This is a genomic window from Niallia sp. Man26, from assembly GCF_022049065.2.
Lineage (GTDB): Bacteria > Bacillota > Bacilli > Bacillales > Cytobacillaceae > Niallia.
Map to the genome: position 1 here is coordinate 30,451 of NZ_CP095746.1, position 15,878 is coordinate 46,328.

Here is a 15,878-nt window from a genome sequence, read left to right on the forward strand (position 1 = left end):
TAACGTAAAAGGGAAGCAGATAACACAGTATCTACTCCCTTTTCTATCTTGTCATTCCAAATCATTATCTATCTCGTTTATAATCTCAAAGTATTCCTCTACAGCAGTAATTGTAATTTGAAGGTTCAATTCCCTTAGTAAATTGCTTTCTTTCACCTTTTGGATTAATCCATCAATAACAAGGTTTCTCTCTGCTTCAGGCAAGTTAGCTTTAATAGAAATATTTAACCTTACATCATTTAAAACCGATTTAATAAGGGTAAGGTCACCTATTTTTTCAAAACCATTATATCTCGTTCTTGTAATCGTCCATAATTCCGCCTGTTCATTTAGGATATCTGCTGTAATATAGGTTTCTGGATTAAGGTAGGTTACATCCATCGGATCAGCAAACAAAGTTAGCTCAACTTGATTTTCTCCCGTCAATTCTCTCTTTTCTCTTTCATCTAAAAAGGCCCACTTTGATCCTACAACAGCGGTATTTACCGCTAAATCCATTAATTGAGGGTAAATACCCTCGTATTCGGTGATAAGCCAACTAGATAACTTTCTGAACGGCTCATGGGTTATCGTTGATTCAAAATCCTCACCAGTTACCCCTCTTAACAAGTCTGGAATTTGTTGCGTAAGAACACCAACAGGTTGTTCGAGATTATCGTTCGAAATTTCTTCCTTCGCCCTATTTAAAATTTCTACAACTAAAAAGTATCCGTTAAATATCTGATGCGTTATGGTTTGAAACAATTCATCTCTTAGACGTTCTTTATCTTCGTCCCTCACTCTTTCTACAAGCATTAGATTATAGTAGTCAAGCAACCTAGATAGTTCCTCATTTTTATTACTATCATTTTGATAATGTGCCTTTAGTTTATTTTCCGTGTAACTATATATTTCTTCAGCTGTTAAAATGGTCATTATTCGTCCCTCTTCCTTAAGTTGTTTAGAAATAAAGTTTGATTATTTATAAAATAGATGCTCCGTTTAAAAAAAGATTGTTAAAATTTACTGCTGAATTGAAATGAAACATTGATCTATCAAAGTTTCAGTTTAATTTTTCACTTCAAAAGGTGGTGAAAGATCATCGCTACTGTACTTCCATGATCCATCTTCTTTTATGATGGTGGTAATAAAATACTCTTCCCCTTTGGTACTTAATACTTCTCTGTAAAAATATCCATTTCTACCCAATCTGTCTAACACAGGCTTGGTTACTTGATAAGATTCTCCATGCATATTTTCTTTTAGATAAGCATCTTGGATAGATTTATAAATTGCTATGGCATCTTCCTCTTGCGGTAAGCTATTTTTTAATTCTTCCGTACCGTAAGTTTTCATGAATTGATAATATGTCCTAGCATCCAGCTGCAAGGTTTGAAATTTATAAAGAATATCTGCTGTATAGCGAGCAAATTCCTCTACGTCCGTAAATTCTTCCTTTGCTTCTATATCCTTATCGGTTGTAAGTAGGGTAGCTTCTTCTTTATCCATCTCTTCTATAACTTCTTCCATTGGTTTGGCCTGTTCCTCATAAAATTCTTGAAGTTCCTTATCGGATTGTTCATTGTTTCCCTGTTGGCTTTCTTCCTTCTTCTGACTTTCGTTAATTTTTTTCGCTTCCTTGACTAATGGATCACCATTCGTACACCCTGTTAAAATAAAACCAGAAGTAATAATACCGCTTAACAATAACGGAGTTATTTTCAAATCGATATCTCCTCTCTAATACGTTTTTTCTCCTTTTCTGTAAGAAAAGTAATTAACTCAGCAATGTGATAGGTAGGTAAAGTACCTGCAACCTTTTTAAAATAATCTTGTACATTTAAAATATTGATTTGATTTGGTTTATAGTTGACTGGGACATCAATATGCTTTGAAATACAAATGGAAATAGCTTTTAAAAAGTCTTTATGTATCGTTGTAGGGATAGTAATGTAAAACTCTTCTCTCCTACCAAAGAGGATATTGGATAAGATGATTGACTCCATATTAATGAGATTGTAATCCAATACCATACTGAATATCTTTTGCCCATCTTTGTACCATTGCTTAGTTAAAGAAACTAATTCATCACAATGATGAATAATAAAAACACTCTTATTTGCTAAAACAGTAATACCATCTTCAAGATTATAGTCCTTAATCAAACTCAATAAGTATTGCGTTTTCCTAATATCATAAGGGACTCTTAATTCCACTTTCGATGAAAAAGGGTCTAGATATCCTTCACTCATTAGAGAGGCAATGACTAAATTTTTAACAAATAGCTTTCTTTTATTAACCATTAGACTTATCTTCTCCCAACAAAAAAACCCAGAATAAGCCTTAGTCTAATATTAGAAAATATAGACCATGCTTATTCTGGGTTTTTCCCATTAAAGTATTATATTTAATTTAAGTATACACTATATGCCAAATTACCTTCAATATGTTTTTTCAGCAGTGCTTTCTGTGATTAACTTTAAATAGATCAATGCGGTATTTTCTTCAATACCTAATTTATAAGCTATAGAATGCAGAGATTCTCTTTGCTTTGTATACATAAAGTAAGCTATGGATTTTCTGAAAATAGTCAGAGTTAAGTTTTCTCCCAAATTAAAATCAGAAGAAATCACTTTCAAATGATTGAGAATAGTCATTAGTTGGATAGGACCATAATTCTCAAGGTTACCAAAATCATTTTTCCTTTTAAGATAAATTTTTGAGGTAAATACAAAATCCGAACTATTAAATAGCGATTGATTGTAAAATTCAATAAAGATACTTGCCTCTTGTCCTGAAAGTAAGATAGTCCTATTCTCTAATACAATCTCCACTTGATCTTGTGTATTACTTATAAGTACGTTATCTTTTTTGAATAGAAAATCAGAATATTTTAATCCTTTTAAAGCTAGGACATAAATGGCCTTTCTTACTATTGGATAATCTTTATGAGTTAGTATAGGATCCAGTAAACTATTAAGTTCTTCATAAAAAGTATTTAGTTCTACCAGTTTCTTTGCTTTTAACCTTTTTATTTTAACAGCAGGATCTACAGGAACCTTATCGATTTCCCATAAATAATTGAAAAAAGATTTAATTATTGCTAATTCTTTATTAATGGTCGAAGGGCTTTTTTCTTTCTCTTCTTGAGCTCTGATATAATCTTTGATATCTTTCGAACTAATTTGAAAGGGCTCTTTTTTTTCAGGATATAGTTTAGCTAAATAGGAAAAAAATTGTCCCATTACTTTTTCATAACCAATAAGCGTAACTTGACTAAATCCTCTTTTCTCCAAATGCTTTATAAACCCATAGGGCATATTAAACTACCTCCCCTCTTATATTTATTCTAGTTTTTATTAATGATATATTCAATAAAGAAGACACATATAGTAAATACCTTATTTTATTTTTTAATAATATAGAATAAGATTTAAGGTAAATCTGATGTCGATCTTTAGGTGAAAATTACACCTTATGGTGTGGTTTGGTATATTTCTGTTATTTAATTTATAGTTCTTACATACTCTAAAAGATAACGAAAAATGCATAACACAGCTGTTAGAACATTAAAAAACCTAAGCTTGAGTCTTTGGGATACCAAAAACTTAAGCTTAGGTTCTTTAGTTACTATTTCTTATAATACTGACAGTATAATTGATCCAACTAATAGTGCTGCAGCTGCTCCAACTATTAATGTTCCAATTACCTTTTCAGATTTTTTGTTAATTAAATAAAACATAGCATTTCACCTCATAATTTGTATATAAACTATTATAAAACAAGTTATCGTAATTTTCAATCTATTTAACTAGTAGTCTCTAGTATTTTTTAAATTAACTTTTTAATAGTCTATTTAATAGAAAGAAACTAGCATTAGTTGCTAGTTTCTAGTTTATCTTGATATTGAAAGGATAGTTTCTTTCTTTCGTCTTCTAACGAATTTTGGAGTTTTAACTTTTCATCCTTTAACTCCGCTATCCTATCTTCATGGGATTTTACCTTTTCCTTAATAACTTGCTCCTTTTTTTCCTGTAGAGCAACTTCTATTTCTTTAGATATACTTTCAATGTTAGCATTCTCATCTCTTTTTACAAAACCAAACATTGACTTCTTATAAGTCTTTTTTAATGCTGACGCTAAAAGTCTTGTTTGCTTTTCTTCTAAATAGCGCTGATACTCTTCTTGCTTAATAAGTTCAATAGCATGTTGATTTTGTAAAATATCAAAATCACAGTCTGTAATTTTCTTTTCATAGGCTAACATAGCCATTTGTATAGATTGAGTAGCAAGATGCTTTTCAATTAAATCCATTTTCTCAAATAATTCATCTGGTGCTTCGTTACTTATAACACGTAGACTGTCTTCCTCTTTATTATTCGTTTTACCAGTTCCTGAACCACCATACATTTGAGAAGCATGTATTCCAGCTTCCACCAAAATGTCCACTGAAGTTTTACCAACTTTATTCATTAATAGAAAAATCATATGTAAGCGAAAAATGCTTTTATAATTTAATCTAAAGTATTTCCCTGCTTTTTCTGGCTCAATATATTCTATTAGATCAGAACGAAAATGGTTTCTAATCGTCGAATCATTCTTCCCTAGTATTTTCCCAGTTTCAACCGTACTATAAGTTGTTGCAGGATGAAGAGCTAATATATTTTCATCAAATAGATAATCATCTAATTTACTGATTTGGCATAGTTTATATATAGGGTCATCTTTAAAGTTCTCTATCAGTAACTCTTTCACATTTATCTCTTCCATAGTTACTCTCCTTCCCTTGATACTCCTAATCAAATACTACCTAAATCACTTAGATAAATCAACGGAAACAAACGTTTTACAGCGTTACCGTTTGGTAACGCAATTAAAAACTCTCGCAAACGAACCACAGCGCTAACAATAACGCACTTAAACGATATCCAATTGAACGATTAACAATCATTTATATCGATTCAAATACATAATCGAATCGTTCTATACGCTAACTACCGATAGACTACACATTCAAACGATTCATTTATGTAATCGATTGTTGTAGTTGCGCATCGTTTGTACCGTTCGAACACAGAGCTACTCATCGTTTGAGAGCGTTAAGTGTTGATACAATAAGATTTTAAAAGAAAATGCCAGATCATCTAAATATATAAACTCAACTCAGATCTCGAGTAGGAAAAAATTCAGAAGAAGCAATGGTGATAGATCTAGAGAAAACGGAAGACCCGAAAAAATGAGGATTGTAACCAAACTCAAATGGGAGTAGAAGAAAAAAAGAATAGGATGAGTACGCAGTGTTAATTGATTGGGCTAAGTTATAGTTTTTGGTTGATTTAGCATAAAAAACATTGGTGGTCACTTTGCTAATCAATAAATAAAATGAGTAATCCAATTGTCCTCTGTAAACAGAATGCCTCATAGATTGATACCGAAAGCAGCTCGTTAAAGCCAGATGAAATATAATCCATTTTTACTGAATTTTTGTTTTTGATGTAAAAGGCAAAAAATAAAAGATAGGGCACCCATTCTATCAACCTTTACATTTAACATAGCTATTAATTAATCAAATGTGTAATTGATTTTAAGAAATATGTACGATTCTAGAAATGCGTTGCTAATCGTTCGATAGCGCTAAACATTGGTATATAAGGGATTTCTATATAAAAAACTCAAAGGAAAGTAATTCCTTTGAGTTTTTTATTTTAGATTTATTTTCTATCTATCTATCTAATAAACCGCGTAAATTTGAGCTAGCATTTGTTTTCTCTTCATCTTTATTAGAGTTACCGCTTAACAATGCTCTAAGATCTTTCGGTTTATTTGTTTCTTTCTTTTCATGATTTAAAGAGTTTAATCTTTCTAAAACTTCATCATTTTTCTTAGCTGCATTCTTAGCCTTTATAAATTCGTCATATTTTTGTCCGATAATCCCGAGACAAGTAGGGGTTTCTAAACCTGTAAAGATTGTATAAATATTAATCCCAACAGTATTATTCGCTTTATAACCAGCTACTGGATATTCATCTAGGTAAGGAGCCATACTATCAATAACTTCTTTCACTTTACTTTCAAACGCCATATTAGTGATATAGTCTACTTGTCCACCATTAGCGATAGTAGTTACAGCAGCTGTTTGTGCTGTTTCAAAGTTATAACCATCTGATAAAACACCATTTTCAATAGATTCTTTAAGCTTGCTTACAAATTGTGCTTCATTTGAAACATCTGGTTTATCAATTAATGTAAGTTTAGAAAGAGTAAGGTAACCTGATTGTTTAATTGTATTTTCAAATTCACTAGAATCAAAGTATTCCATTGTCATATTTTCATATGCATTGGTAATAGTGTTTAACTCGTGTAAAGTGTCAGCGACATATCTATTACAATATGTTAAGAAATCGTCCATTGTTTTGGCTTTATTTTCTTCTTTTTTAAGGAAGTCTGTATATAATTTCTGGTTATCTACGATAATTATTGAGCCAATAGCATCCTTAATTTTACCGATTTCTTGGATTCTTTTAAATGCATTACCTAACACATTACCGCCTTCATTATGACGAGGTAAGGTAAGGATTAAACCTAATTTCTCTGCATATCCACTCTCAGCAAGAGTTATAACAGCCTCAATTATTGCACCTGTACCAGTACCACCACCTAATCCAGCTACTACCCAGATGAAATCACGATCAGATAGTGGTTTAATAGCATTTAAAAATTCTGAACTATTATCCTTAAATGCTTTTTCACCTTTTTCGATATTTCTTCCAGCTCCGCCTTCATATCCACTCAGTCTTACTTCTGTAAAAGCATCTTTTTTATGTTTCACTTTAGAGAAGTCTCTAATGTTGGTGTTTACAAGAACAGCGCTATATGGACTACCTCCGTTACTATCGGTATATTTAGCGCATTCAGCTGCTATATTACATCCTGCCATACCTAATCCAATAAAACCGAACTTTAATCCAACAGTCGTATTGACCGGTATACTAGTATTGCTAATAGTTTGTTTTGTCATTTTTGCATTTTCTCTCCTTTTATCTTTGTTTAATTTAAACCTTTGTCTTTTTTTCATAAGTTATCAAAACCTTTTTGTTTATTTGATAAAAGCACCTAGATTTATTTTTCTTGTTGTAAATGCTCGATTAAAATATTACCTAAATTGGACAAAGAATATAGTCTAGAACGACCTACTTCAGTAACATCGACTAATCCTGCGCCTTCTATCCGTGCTGTAAGTATGTCTAAATGATGCCTTGAATTTAAAGCTGTTGTACCATTCTTATGTAATTCTTGAGCGCGATCTCCTAATTGAGCTTTCAAAAGAGGTCTATCTGATTCGGCAAGTGCAATTAAGAAACAAAGGCCTTCATTTCCTAAACGATCGCCTAAAATATCTAGTAATTCTCCAGCACTTATTGTACTCATAAATTCAAAAACCTCCTTCCAAAGTATATCTATGTTCATTACCTCAGATATAAGCAGCAGTTATTGCTGCAATAATAGCTGATAATAACAGCAATACTCTTAATACACTAATCATATCGAAGAAATTATTACCAGTCAAATATAAAACTTTATTAATTTATCCCTATATACCAATGCTTGTTGTTAGTACGTTTAGAGCAACGATCTTATTGCAGGTAATAACTGCAATAATTGCTGATATTACCTGCAATTATTGCTGATAATGCTGAATTTCTTTGAAATTAATGATTGAAGCAACAGATTCACTTGAAATTTTTTTTATATCCTACGCATCAATCCACTCATGTAAATATTTGTATAAAAAAATAACTTAAGCTCATGCCTAAGTCATTTTTTCAATTATTAAACTAACTATGCCAATAAATACAACTAAAAAAGGAACAAATGATATTCCTATAAGCCATTTTCTCCGGAGATAGAAACCTAATACTAAACAAATAATACCAATTATTAATATTGTTAATGATGATCCAAACATTATAGTCCTCCTGACTCAAAACTCTTTTTATTACCATCTTACACTAAGCAATAAGAGGGGATCCATCATTAAAAAGAACTGCATTGCATATAGTTATTTATAACATATAATGCTTTTTCTACATCGGTCACCATTTCTCAAATTGATATATGGGATATTCAATAATCATTTAGAAAATATAAAGGTACTCATGTAATGTTGTTATTATTTCTGTTTTATTTTCAAAAACCACCTGGTTATTGGTGTCCTGAAAACTGATCACCTATATTTTCCTTACGATTTCCCTAGCATTTTATTAGCTGTTTTTATACAAAATATTATTCATGAAATACTCCACTCCAATTTTCTCAAAATCTGTTGAGTTCAAGACCCCAGGTTCCACCCTAAGTCTTGTTTTACATCCGTCTAAGGTGCGCGGATTCTATAGAGTTGGTAGAAACCCAGTGATATCAAGGGTTCAATCGCCCTCTGAAATCCAGACTTCATACCTTTTTTTCATCTTCAAAATGATCAATTTTCCCGTGAACTAGTACCCTAAAAGTCCTTAAGATTTGAACCCAACCAACTACATTAAATTTGTTTATTCATTTCTAAAAATCCTGTATGAAGCATTATATTTATACAGTTTATATATACACTCTTGTGTCCCTTTATCTCCAATGTTATACTAATTTCAGTTTAATTTATCCAAAGGGAAAGACCCTATCATTTAAGAGGTAGTATCACTGCTTCTTATTTGATAGGGTCTTTTTTTTGTCAAAAATAAGGAGTGGGAAAAGTGGAAAAAGATCAAAAAGTTTGGTATTCAGTGAAATACACAAGAAAAGGAGCCTGGATCAATACGAAGGATTTAGAACTGTTGAAGTTACTCTACACAAACAGAATCTTAACCCTTAAACAAATAAAGCGTTATGGACGATACATTCTTAACTCTCCAGAATCTACGATTAAATCAAAATTAAAAAGATGGTTATCTAACGATATCGTATCTATTGATTATTTACGCACATTAGGGAAACCAGCTGTATCCTGCTATAAAATTGGAAAAAACGGATTTCATATTTTGCGTAATGAAAGGGTAATTGAAGATGGAGAGTTAGTAGAAGTAAACATAAAGAATATCAAACAACCAAGTCACTATTTTGGAATTCAAGATGTTGTAATAGATACTTTAATTGAAATGAAAGACAAACTATCTATAATAAGTTCTACCCATCCTAATTACAGAACTTATTTGTCAGACGAAACTAAATTTAACAAAGAAGAAACCATTATTATTCCTGACTGGAAGATCGAAACTTCTGAGGGAAGAATTCTTAATATCGAGTTTGATACAGGTTCTCAGAATCTAAATAGAATTCATGAAAAAGTGGATAACTACATGGAATTAGCAAAGGCCAGACCAGCGGAAAATCATTTTGTATTATTTGTTGTTGCTGATAATAGATCTGAAATATATACGACTGAGTATGCCTCGACTCGAGAAACTCGGGTTCTCAATATCAAAGAACTTATTATTAACAAACTCGCGCACCGGTTAGAAAACTTACACTTTTATGTTTGCTCTGCCTACAGAGGCTCAAGTATTGCTAGCAACATCCTAAAAGGTGTCTACCCAATTACGCGAAGTCATAAAGAGAGCGAGTTAGAATTAGCTGTCCTTTCTGTACAATTAAATGATGATATTGATTACACGATGGAACCAAGAGAAGCTAGTGCATATTACTCCAACGACGTATCTGAAGAGTTATATGCGGATAGTCATTTTAGTGTGATTGATCATGTAAGTAATAAGAAGATGGATATTATTTTTAAATTAGCCGAAGAGGGAAGTGTAGACACACTTGATAAGATATCCTATTTAGAAACTCTAATTTCTTCTAAAAGAATAAAACGAGAAGTCGACAAATTGAATGTTTTATATCTAAGCACAGCCGCTATGCAGAATGATGTAATCCCGAGAGATTTCCAAAATACGTCCTTTTCACAAACACAGGTATGGCATTATAAAAAGATACCAACACCTAAACCGACTAATGAGGTGGTGAGAGTGATTGAGTAATTGGAGAGTTCACCCAAAAGTTCCCGCTATCTCCATTTCAGTCATAGGGGTATTGTCTCTATATTTATCAATCCGCTCCATAGTAAATTATCTATTTGTCATGACTGGTCAATTCACAGGAAGCATTGCTTCTTTCGTTTTATTCGGTAGTACCATGTATCCAGGATTTATTGGATTTTCCATATCCACGGTTATACTAATTGGTGGTTGGCTAATAAGTACCAAGTACAAAAAGTTTCAAACTCCTTTTTGGAGGCTTATATGGTTCTGGAACATGTTTTTGGGGATCACCTTTTATTATCTATGGTTGATTACTATGCCTGTCTACAATACTCTAATTCCGTATCTAGGAAATCTTATTGAAAAACTTCAGGTAGATAATATTTGGTTCGCTGTAGCTGTAGGGGATATTAACACTTTATTTATAACCATTATTTTTACACCTTCTGTAGTAACTGGAATGATATTAATGTGGTTAGGTGGGCAGTATTCCCAATACTCAGAGGATATTAAGACTGCTTTTTATGAATTTGAATATAAGAATTCACTCTTACAGAAATGGTTTAGGAAAAGTGATACTGAACAATGGCCAGATGTAGTATTAGGTCCAGATTCCGAAACCAAAGAATTAATCATACAACCAGGTCGCGATAGAACACTTAATAATATCATTATTGGTTCCATCGGTACTGGTAAAACAGCGGCATTGTTACTGCCCATAATAAATCAAGACCTTCACTGGATGACTAAGTTTATCAATGATTATCCTAAGATCTCTAAATTAGAGAATTATGATTCAGAGGATGTGCGCGGGAAGTATCTGAATAGTATTAGTATCATTGAACCTTCTAACGACTTATGCCAGAAGGCTTATCAATTAGTTCAAGCACATGGTATTCCAGAAGAGTCTGTCTTCTATATAGATCCAACTAACGAGAATACGCCTTCGATTAATCCTATGCAAGGACCTGTTGATCAAGTTGCTGAAGCCTTCGCAATGGTCATTGAGGGATTGGCGGAAGGTGGAGGAAATGACTTCTTCAAACAGAGTGAAAGAAACCATTTGAAAAACTATATTTATTTATTGAAGCTTCATAATCCGGATAAAGAGGTAACTTTTGATATATTACTAAGAATGTATGATAACCCACAACTAGTTAGACAAATGCACCTTGAGTTAAAAGACACCATACCTCCAGACTTCGATTTAATAGAGAATCGGGATGATCGTAACCATTGGGCAATCGTGAAGCAAATTGATGAATGGTTTGATATGAACCATATTCCTAAAGTTTTTCGAGTTGCTGGTAATGCGGTAGCTGAAAAAGTAGCTCATGGTGAATATAGAGGACAAGATGTATATGTTGATGCTCAAGGAGAGTATGTAAAGGGGTTGCGCAACACTTTAAATGACATTGGAGCGAACATTCTTATTCGCAGAGTCCTATTCGGGAAATCGAACTTTTCATTCGATGAACATTTAGAAAAAGGGGGAATCCTCTTAGTTAATACTGCAAAAGGGGAACTAGCTGGCCTTTCTAATATCCTAGGTAAGCTCGTCTTACTTAGTCTGCAGAATGCTGTCTTCCGTCGTAAACCGAATACAAGTACATTCGCGCATATAATTGCGGATGAGTTTCCCGACTATATATTTCAACCATTTAAAGAATTTCCAGCACAAAGTCGTAAATATAAAGCCATCGTTACCGTTGTTGCCCAAACCATTACACAGCTAGCTGATAAATACGGAGAGACGTATATGCAAACTTTACTTGGTACGCTCCGGCATAAGATGGTTTATGGAGACATCCCTTCCTATGATGCAAAGCTCTTCTCAGAGATATTTGGAGAAGATGAAAAATTCGAAGAAGGAAAAAATGAACAAGCTGTTAGTCCTCTTCAGGAACAACCTATGCTTAGGACTGGAAGTAGCTATCAAAAGAAGAAAGAAGCAATCCTTTCTCCTAGCGATATTATCTATCAGAAAGCTTTCCAGGCAGCCATTAAAATTGTGGTAAATAATAAACCTGTACCTGTACGACAAATAGATGCCAATTTTGTACCAAGAGCTGAATTTAAAGAAGCTGTTGTGAAGGTGTTACCAGAAAACGGGGATATATGGTTAGAAGAGAGAAGGAAAGCTAAGGGGAATGATTTAGAATTGATTCAACAAGGTATTGAAGAAGTTAAAGCTGCCCCTCCTGATCTTATGAAAGAAAAGAAGGAAGAGAAATTAGAAGAGGATGTAATCAAATTTTCTGTAAATCCAAGTGGAGCACCAGAACAAAAACCTACTTTTAAATCAAATGGGATTAATAAGAACTCAAACCATTCTAATTTAGCTATTAAAAATCAAATAACAATTTTGGAGCCTTTGGGCAGCGAACCTAACGAATCTGTACCTCTAATTAATTCGAATTTATTAACTAAAGAAGAGAAAGTTAATGACCACGAAAAAAACTCAGCAAAAATTGAAGAGTTTGATCTTGGCAGCTTATTTAATAAGCAAATGTATATAACAGAAATAGAATTAAAAGAAAAAAAAGAAGTAAAGCAATCCAAGTTGGGAGACGAGGAATTAGCTCTGATTAAAGAATTGCAATCAGAAGTAAATCAGGTGAAAAAGGAAGAAAAAAGCACTTCCTCTCCTTTAGATGGTTTTATTCAACCCTTCGATTCATAAACCAACCCTTGAAATAATTAGAAATCTAGGGTAAAATTTCTTTATTAAGAAAACGAGTAAGCAAAATAACCAAATATACTAATGGGAACAACCCAAAACGAAGTAGTTATCACTACTTTTGTTTTGGGTTGTTTTTTTTTGCTTATTTACTCAAATTAATTTTTAGGAGGAACAATAAGTGGCAGAATTAACTCAAGCATCATGGACAAACGACCAACAATTAGAGGAATTAGCAAGAATCCGAAGAAATAGAGAAATCATTAAAGGGGTAGTTACTTCCGTAGGTTATAAAACATCCAAAGTCTTAGAAGACGGTAGTTATGTAGATAAATCAATAGAGGTAGCAGTTTTCCAACTCGAGGGTAATATAACAGCTTATTGCCCTAGTAATGAATTTTCTGATCATGAGTACAAATCTCTAAATGGATTTACTGGGAGTATCCAGGAGTTTATCATAACTAACTTAAACCTAGAAGATAAGATAGCAATCGTAAGTGTTCGGGAAGCAGACAACATGAAAAGAGCTGCTTTCATGGAACAGTTAACAGAACTAGAGGAAACCAATGAACTAAAGAATACAGTATTCAAAGGTATTGTGCGTGGTTTCAATCCCACTACACGACGTATCTTCGTTCGAGTAAATGGTGCTGACTGCTACATGCTGCCGAATGACTGGAGTTGGGATAGAAGCAGAAGTGTAGAAACATTATTTGATCGTGGAGAAGAAATTGAAGTGAAGGTACTCCGCTTCGATAAAGAAAACTTCTTAATTCAAGTAAGCAGAAGAGCTACCATTGAAGACCCGTTTAATAAGCTAGAAACATTAAAGGAAATGAATACAATTGCAGGTAAAGTAACAGCTGTCAGCCCTATTCATGGTATTTTTGTGCAGCTGGATGTTGGCTTAGAAGTGAAAGGGATTAAGCCAAACTATTTAGATGAGCCTGTGCCTGGGGATATCGTATCTTGTGTAGTACGTAGCGTAGACAAAAAGAATCGAAAAGCAAGAGTAACCATTACAGGTTATCCAAGGGGTAAAAAGAAATTAAAAGATCCAGCAAGTTTCTTGTTTGAGTAATGAATACGATGGAACAAGAAATTGAATACCCTATGTTTACTACCAGAAATGGGGAGGTTCCTTTTTGGGACCACCCTCTACTAAAAGGTAGCAAGATACTCCCAAAAAAATATTTCCCTTACACAGGTATTGAAGGTGCAATAACACTCTTAAATAGAAAAATCATTGATGATAAGGACTTTACCCTTATAAAGGTATTAGGAGATGCTATATGTGCTACGGAAGAACAATTACGTCGGTATATGGAACCAATCATGAGCCGATCAGACACGTCTAAAAGATTGGACCGCTTACGCACCAATGGAATAGTGGAAAGATGGAAAGTACGAATCCGTACAGATGTAGAAGAAGCGATTAAACCAGCCGCTCCCTTTACATTAGGAGTAGCGGGCTTCAAATTACTTAAGCATTATTACAATGACCAGTTCTATATGGACCCTAACCGTTGGGATAACTACGGTATTGGTGGTATTAAAAGATATGTAGCAATGAACGAACTCCGCTGCCAACTTATTGAAAGAAAAGTACTAAGCAAGTGGAAATGGAATGCAAGAATTGCGAATAATCACCGATATAAGTTCCCGCTAGGAGTAGGGGAAATAAAAACACAGAATGGTAACATAAATTTTCTAATTGATCGTGCTCAAATGAACCAGAATTACATAGGGTATTTTCGTGATAAACTGGAAAACTGGAAATATGTTCACGAAAAATATGGCTGTCTACCAGTAAGTGACTTCCCTGAGAATGTCCAAATGGTTATCCTTTATACATCCACTCTAAGTATTGCTGAGCAGATTCAAAAAGAACTTTTATTAGATACGTATCCCTTTAATATACTTCTTTGTGTAGAAGAGTTTATGGAAGAGGGGCTAAACACTTCTTTCTTCCAACCACATAAAGAAGGTTTGAATCGTATCCGTTTACCTATATAGGAGGAATAAATGGCTGTAACTACACAATTCACTGTAGAAACATTATTAGAGTCTCTCAGATCACATTGCACCGCTACTTATGAACACTCTATAAGAGTAGGCAAGCTTCTAGAGGCCTTCTTGGCATGGAGAATTCCAATATGTTTGAGTTAGGTTCTCTCCATGATTGCGGGAAGCTTCTTATTCCCTCTAAACTTCTTAATAAAGAGGGGAAACTTACTAAATCAGAATATGAAGAAATAAAAAAACATACCAGGTACGGTTATGAGATAATTTTAGATACAGCTGATTTTCCCCGTACTTATGCAAAAAGTATTCTATTCCATCATGAAAATATCAACAAAAGTGGTTATTATTCTTTAGCAGGGAATGACATTCCACTCTTGGGCAGAATAATTAGAATTATTGATTCCTATGACACCATGTTAAATGGTCGTATTTATCAAAAACCATTAAAAAAAGAAAGAATACTGTCCGAACTAATTGAATTAAAGGACAAATATTATGACTCTAATTTATTGGACAAATTTATTTCTTTTATAAAGACCATTGAATAACTTAATCAAAAGAGGCTAATTCCTTTTTATCGGTATTAGCCCTTTTCGAATAAACCAAAAGTCATTACATAACCAAGTACCTATGCATTTTATTTAGAAACACTAGTAAAGGAGTAACGGAATGAATTTAAAAAAATATGCTATATCTTTAATTCTATCTTTATTAACCATCATTACCTTAACAGCTTGTGCTACAAAAGAGGAGAGTAAAACAGCGACTGCTGCTGGATTACTTCCAGTAGGAGATACTTATATTGGCATTCATGCTACGAATGAAATTATACATGTAGATTCTCCAAGTTCTTGGACTATAAAAGATGAACATAAAGATGATACCAATTATAATATTACATCTGTAGAAAAAACTGGAGAGAAAGTTGATAAGTATGAAGTATATAGACTTGTTGCTGAAGAAGTATATGGAGATATAGAAAGCTCTTTTTCTAAAAGAGAGGGCCGTAACTTTATAATCGTAAAAGATGAAGATACCTTATATTTCCGCTCAATAGCGGATGGGAATATAGAAGGTATAACAGAAAAACTAACAAATGCTGAAAATAAAGATGCAATTGTTAAGAAGATTTCAAACTATAGTTTTAAACTGCAGTGAATAATGGA

The 15,878-nt window shown here is 33.1% G+C and carries 14 protein-coding genes; 7 read left to right on the forward strand and 7 right to left on the reverse strand.

What is annotated here, in order from left to right; translation table 11 throughout:
• Nucleotides 1-51: 51 nt before the first annotated feature.
• The 4 genes from L8T27_RS27535 to L8T27_RS27550 all read right to left on the reverse strand — a co-directional run bounded on the left by L8T27_RS27535 (nt 52) and on the right by L8T27_RS27550 (nt 3,299).
• The gene (locus L8T27_RS27535) at nt 52-915 is read right to left on the reverse strand and encodes a hypothetical protein (protein ID WP_127739969.1); all 864 of its coding nucleotides are present in this window, start codon (nt 913-915) and stop codon (nt 52-54) included.
• A 132-nt stretch (nt 916-1,047) separates the two neighbouring features.
• Nucleotides 1,048-1,704 (reverse strand): CDK-activating kinase assembly factor MAT1, encoded by a 657-nt coding sequence (locus L8T27_RS27540; RefSeq protein ID WP_127739967.1) that lies wholly within the window; start codon nt 1,702-1,704, stop codon nt 1,048-1,050.
• Complete coding sequence (locus tag L8T27_RS27545) at nt 1,701-2,282, reverse strand: hypothetical protein (RefSeq protein ID WP_127739965.1); 582 nt, start codon at nt 2,280-2,282, stop codon at nt 1,701-1,703. The genes L8T27_RS27540 and L8T27_RS27545 overlap by 4 nt, the downstream gene beginning before the upstream one ends.
• A gap of 138 nt (nt 2,283-2,420) precedes the next feature.
• The gene (locus L8T27_RS27550) at nt 2,421-3,299 is read right to left on the reverse strand and encodes a tyrosine-type recombinase/integrase (protein ID WP_127739963.1); all 879 of its coding nucleotides are present in this window, start codon (nt 3,297-3,299) and stop codon (nt 2,421-2,423) included.
• A gap of 225 nt (nt 3,300-3,524) precedes the next feature.
• Here L8T27_RS27550 and L8T27_RS27555 point away from each other — a divergent pair, with 225 nt between their 5' ends.
• Complete coding sequence (locus L8T27_RS27555; protein WP_182101966.1) at nt 3,525-3,716, forward strand: hypothetical protein; 192 nt, start codon at nt 3,525-3,527, stop codon at nt 3,714-3,716.
• Nucleotides 3,717-3,855: 139 nt separating this feature from the next.
• Here L8T27_RS27555 and L8T27_RS27560 read toward each other — a convergent pair whose 3' ends face one another.
• The 3 genes from L8T27_RS27560 to L8T27_RS27570 all read right to left on the reverse strand — a co-directional run bounded on the left by L8T27_RS27560 (nt 3,856) and on the right by L8T27_RS27570 (nt 7,407).
• Nucleotides 3,856-4,749, reverse strand: coding sequence for a hypothetical protein (locus L8T27_RS27560; protein WP_127739961.1), 894 nt, complete (start codon nt 4,747-4,749; stop codon nt 3,856-3,858).
• 952 nt (nt 4,750-5,701) lie between these two features.
• The gene (locus tag L8T27_RS27565) at nt 5,702-7,054 is read right to left on the reverse strand and encodes an FtsZ/tubulin family protein (RefSeq protein WP_127739959.1); all 1,353 of its coding nucleotides are present in this window, start codon (nt 7,052-7,054) and stop codon (nt 5,702-5,704) included.
• A 44-nt stretch (nt 7,055-7,098) separates the two neighbouring features.
• Nucleotides 7,099-7,407: a hypothetical protein gene (locus L8T27_RS27570; RefSeq protein ID WP_127739957.1), complete on the reverse strand. Its 309-nt coding sequence runs from the start codon at nt 7,405-7,407 to the stop codon at nt 7,099-7,101.
• 1,316 nt (nt 7,408-8,723) lie between these two features.
• Here L8T27_RS27570 and L8T27_RS27575 point away from each other — a divergent pair.
• The 6 genes from L8T27_RS27575 to L8T27_RS27600 all read left to right on the forward strand — a co-directional run bounded on the left by L8T27_RS27575 (nt 8,724) and on the right by L8T27_RS27600 (nt 15,870).
• The gene (locus tag L8T27_RS27575; RefSeq protein WP_164849724.1) at nt 8,724-10,007 is read left to right on the forward strand and encodes a replication-relaxation family protein; all 1,284 of its coding nucleotides are present in this window, start codon (nt 8,724-8,726) and stop codon (nt 10,005-10,007) included.
• Nucleotides 10,000-12,690, forward strand: coding sequence for a type IV secretory system conjugative DNA transfer family protein (locus L8T27_RS27580; protein WP_127739953.1), 2,691 nt, complete (start codon nt 10,000-10,002; stop codon nt 12,688-12,690). Before L8T27_RS27575 ends, L8T27_RS27580 begins: the two co-directional genes overlap by 8 nt.
• A gap of 178 nt (nt 12,691-12,868) precedes the next feature.
• Nucleotides 12,869-13,768: a S1 RNA-binding domain-containing protein gene (locus L8T27_RS27585; protein ID WP_127739951.1), complete on the forward strand. Its 900-nt coding sequence runs from the start codon at nt 12,869-12,871 to the stop codon at nt 13,766-13,768.
• A gap of 8 nt (nt 13,769-13,776) precedes the next feature.
• Nucleotides 13,777-14,703, forward strand: coding sequence for a replication-relaxation family protein (locus tag L8T27_RS27590; RefSeq protein ID WP_235856660.1), 927 nt, complete (start codon nt 13,777-13,779; stop codon nt 14,701-14,703).
• A 140-nt stretch (nt 14,704-14,843) separates the two neighbouring features.
• Nucleotides 14,844-15,260 (forward strand): HD-GYP domain-containing protein, encoded by a 417-nt coding sequence (locus L8T27_RS27595; protein ID WP_235856659.1) that lies wholly within the window; start codon nt 14,844-14,846, stop codon nt 15,258-15,260.
• A 121-nt stretch (nt 15,261-15,381) separates the two neighbouring features.
• Nucleotides 15,382-15,870 (forward strand): hypothetical protein, encoded by a 489-nt coding sequence (locus L8T27_RS27600; protein ID WP_127739946.1) that lies wholly within the window; start codon nt 15,382-15,384, stop codon nt 15,868-15,870.
• The last annotated feature ends 8 nt before the right edge of the window (nt 15,871-15,878 follow it).

Bases quoted from the DNA above. Each gene is read 5' to 3' on its own strand.
- L8T27_RS27595 (WP_235856659.1), top strand. From the start codon at position 14,844: ATGTTTGAGTTAGGTTCTCTCCATGATTGCGGGAAGCTTCTTATTCCC.
- L8T27_RS27555 (WP_182101966.1), top strand. From the start codon at position 3,525: ATGCATAACACAGCTGTTAGAACATTAAAAAACCTAAGCTTGAGTCTT.
- L8T27_RS27545 (WP_127739965.1), bottom strand. From the start codon at position 2,282: ATGGTTAATAAAAGAAAGCTATTTGTTAAAAATTTAGTCATTGCCTCT.
- L8T27_RS27560 (WP_127739961.1), bottom strand. From the start codon at position 4,749: ATGGAAGAGATAAATGTGAAAGAGTTACTGATAGAGAACTTTAAAGAT.
- L8T27_RS27535 (WP_127739969.1), bottom strand. From the start codon at position 915: ATGACCATTTTAACAGCTGAAGAAATATATAGTTACACGGAAAATAAA.
- L8T27_RS27565 (WP_127739959.1), bottom strand. From the start codon at position 7,054: ATGAAAAAAAGACAAAGGTTTAAATTAAACAAAGATAAAAGGAGAGAA.
- L8T27_RS27590 (WP_235856660.1), top strand. From the start codon at position 13,777: ATGGAACAAGAAATTGAATACCCTATGTTTACTACCAGAAATGGGGAG.
- L8T27_RS27550 (WP_127739963.1), bottom strand. From the start codon at position 3,299: ATGCCCTATGGGTTTATAAAGCATTTGGAGAAAAGAGGATTTAGTCAA.
- L8T27_RS27600 (WP_127739946.1), top strand. From the start codon at position 15,382: ATGAATTTAAAAAAATATGCTATATCTTTAATTCTATCTTTATTAACC.
- L8T27_RS27570 (WP_127739957.1), bottom strand. From the start codon at position 7,407: ATGAGTACAATAAGTGCTGGAGAATTACTAGATATTTTAGGCGATCGT.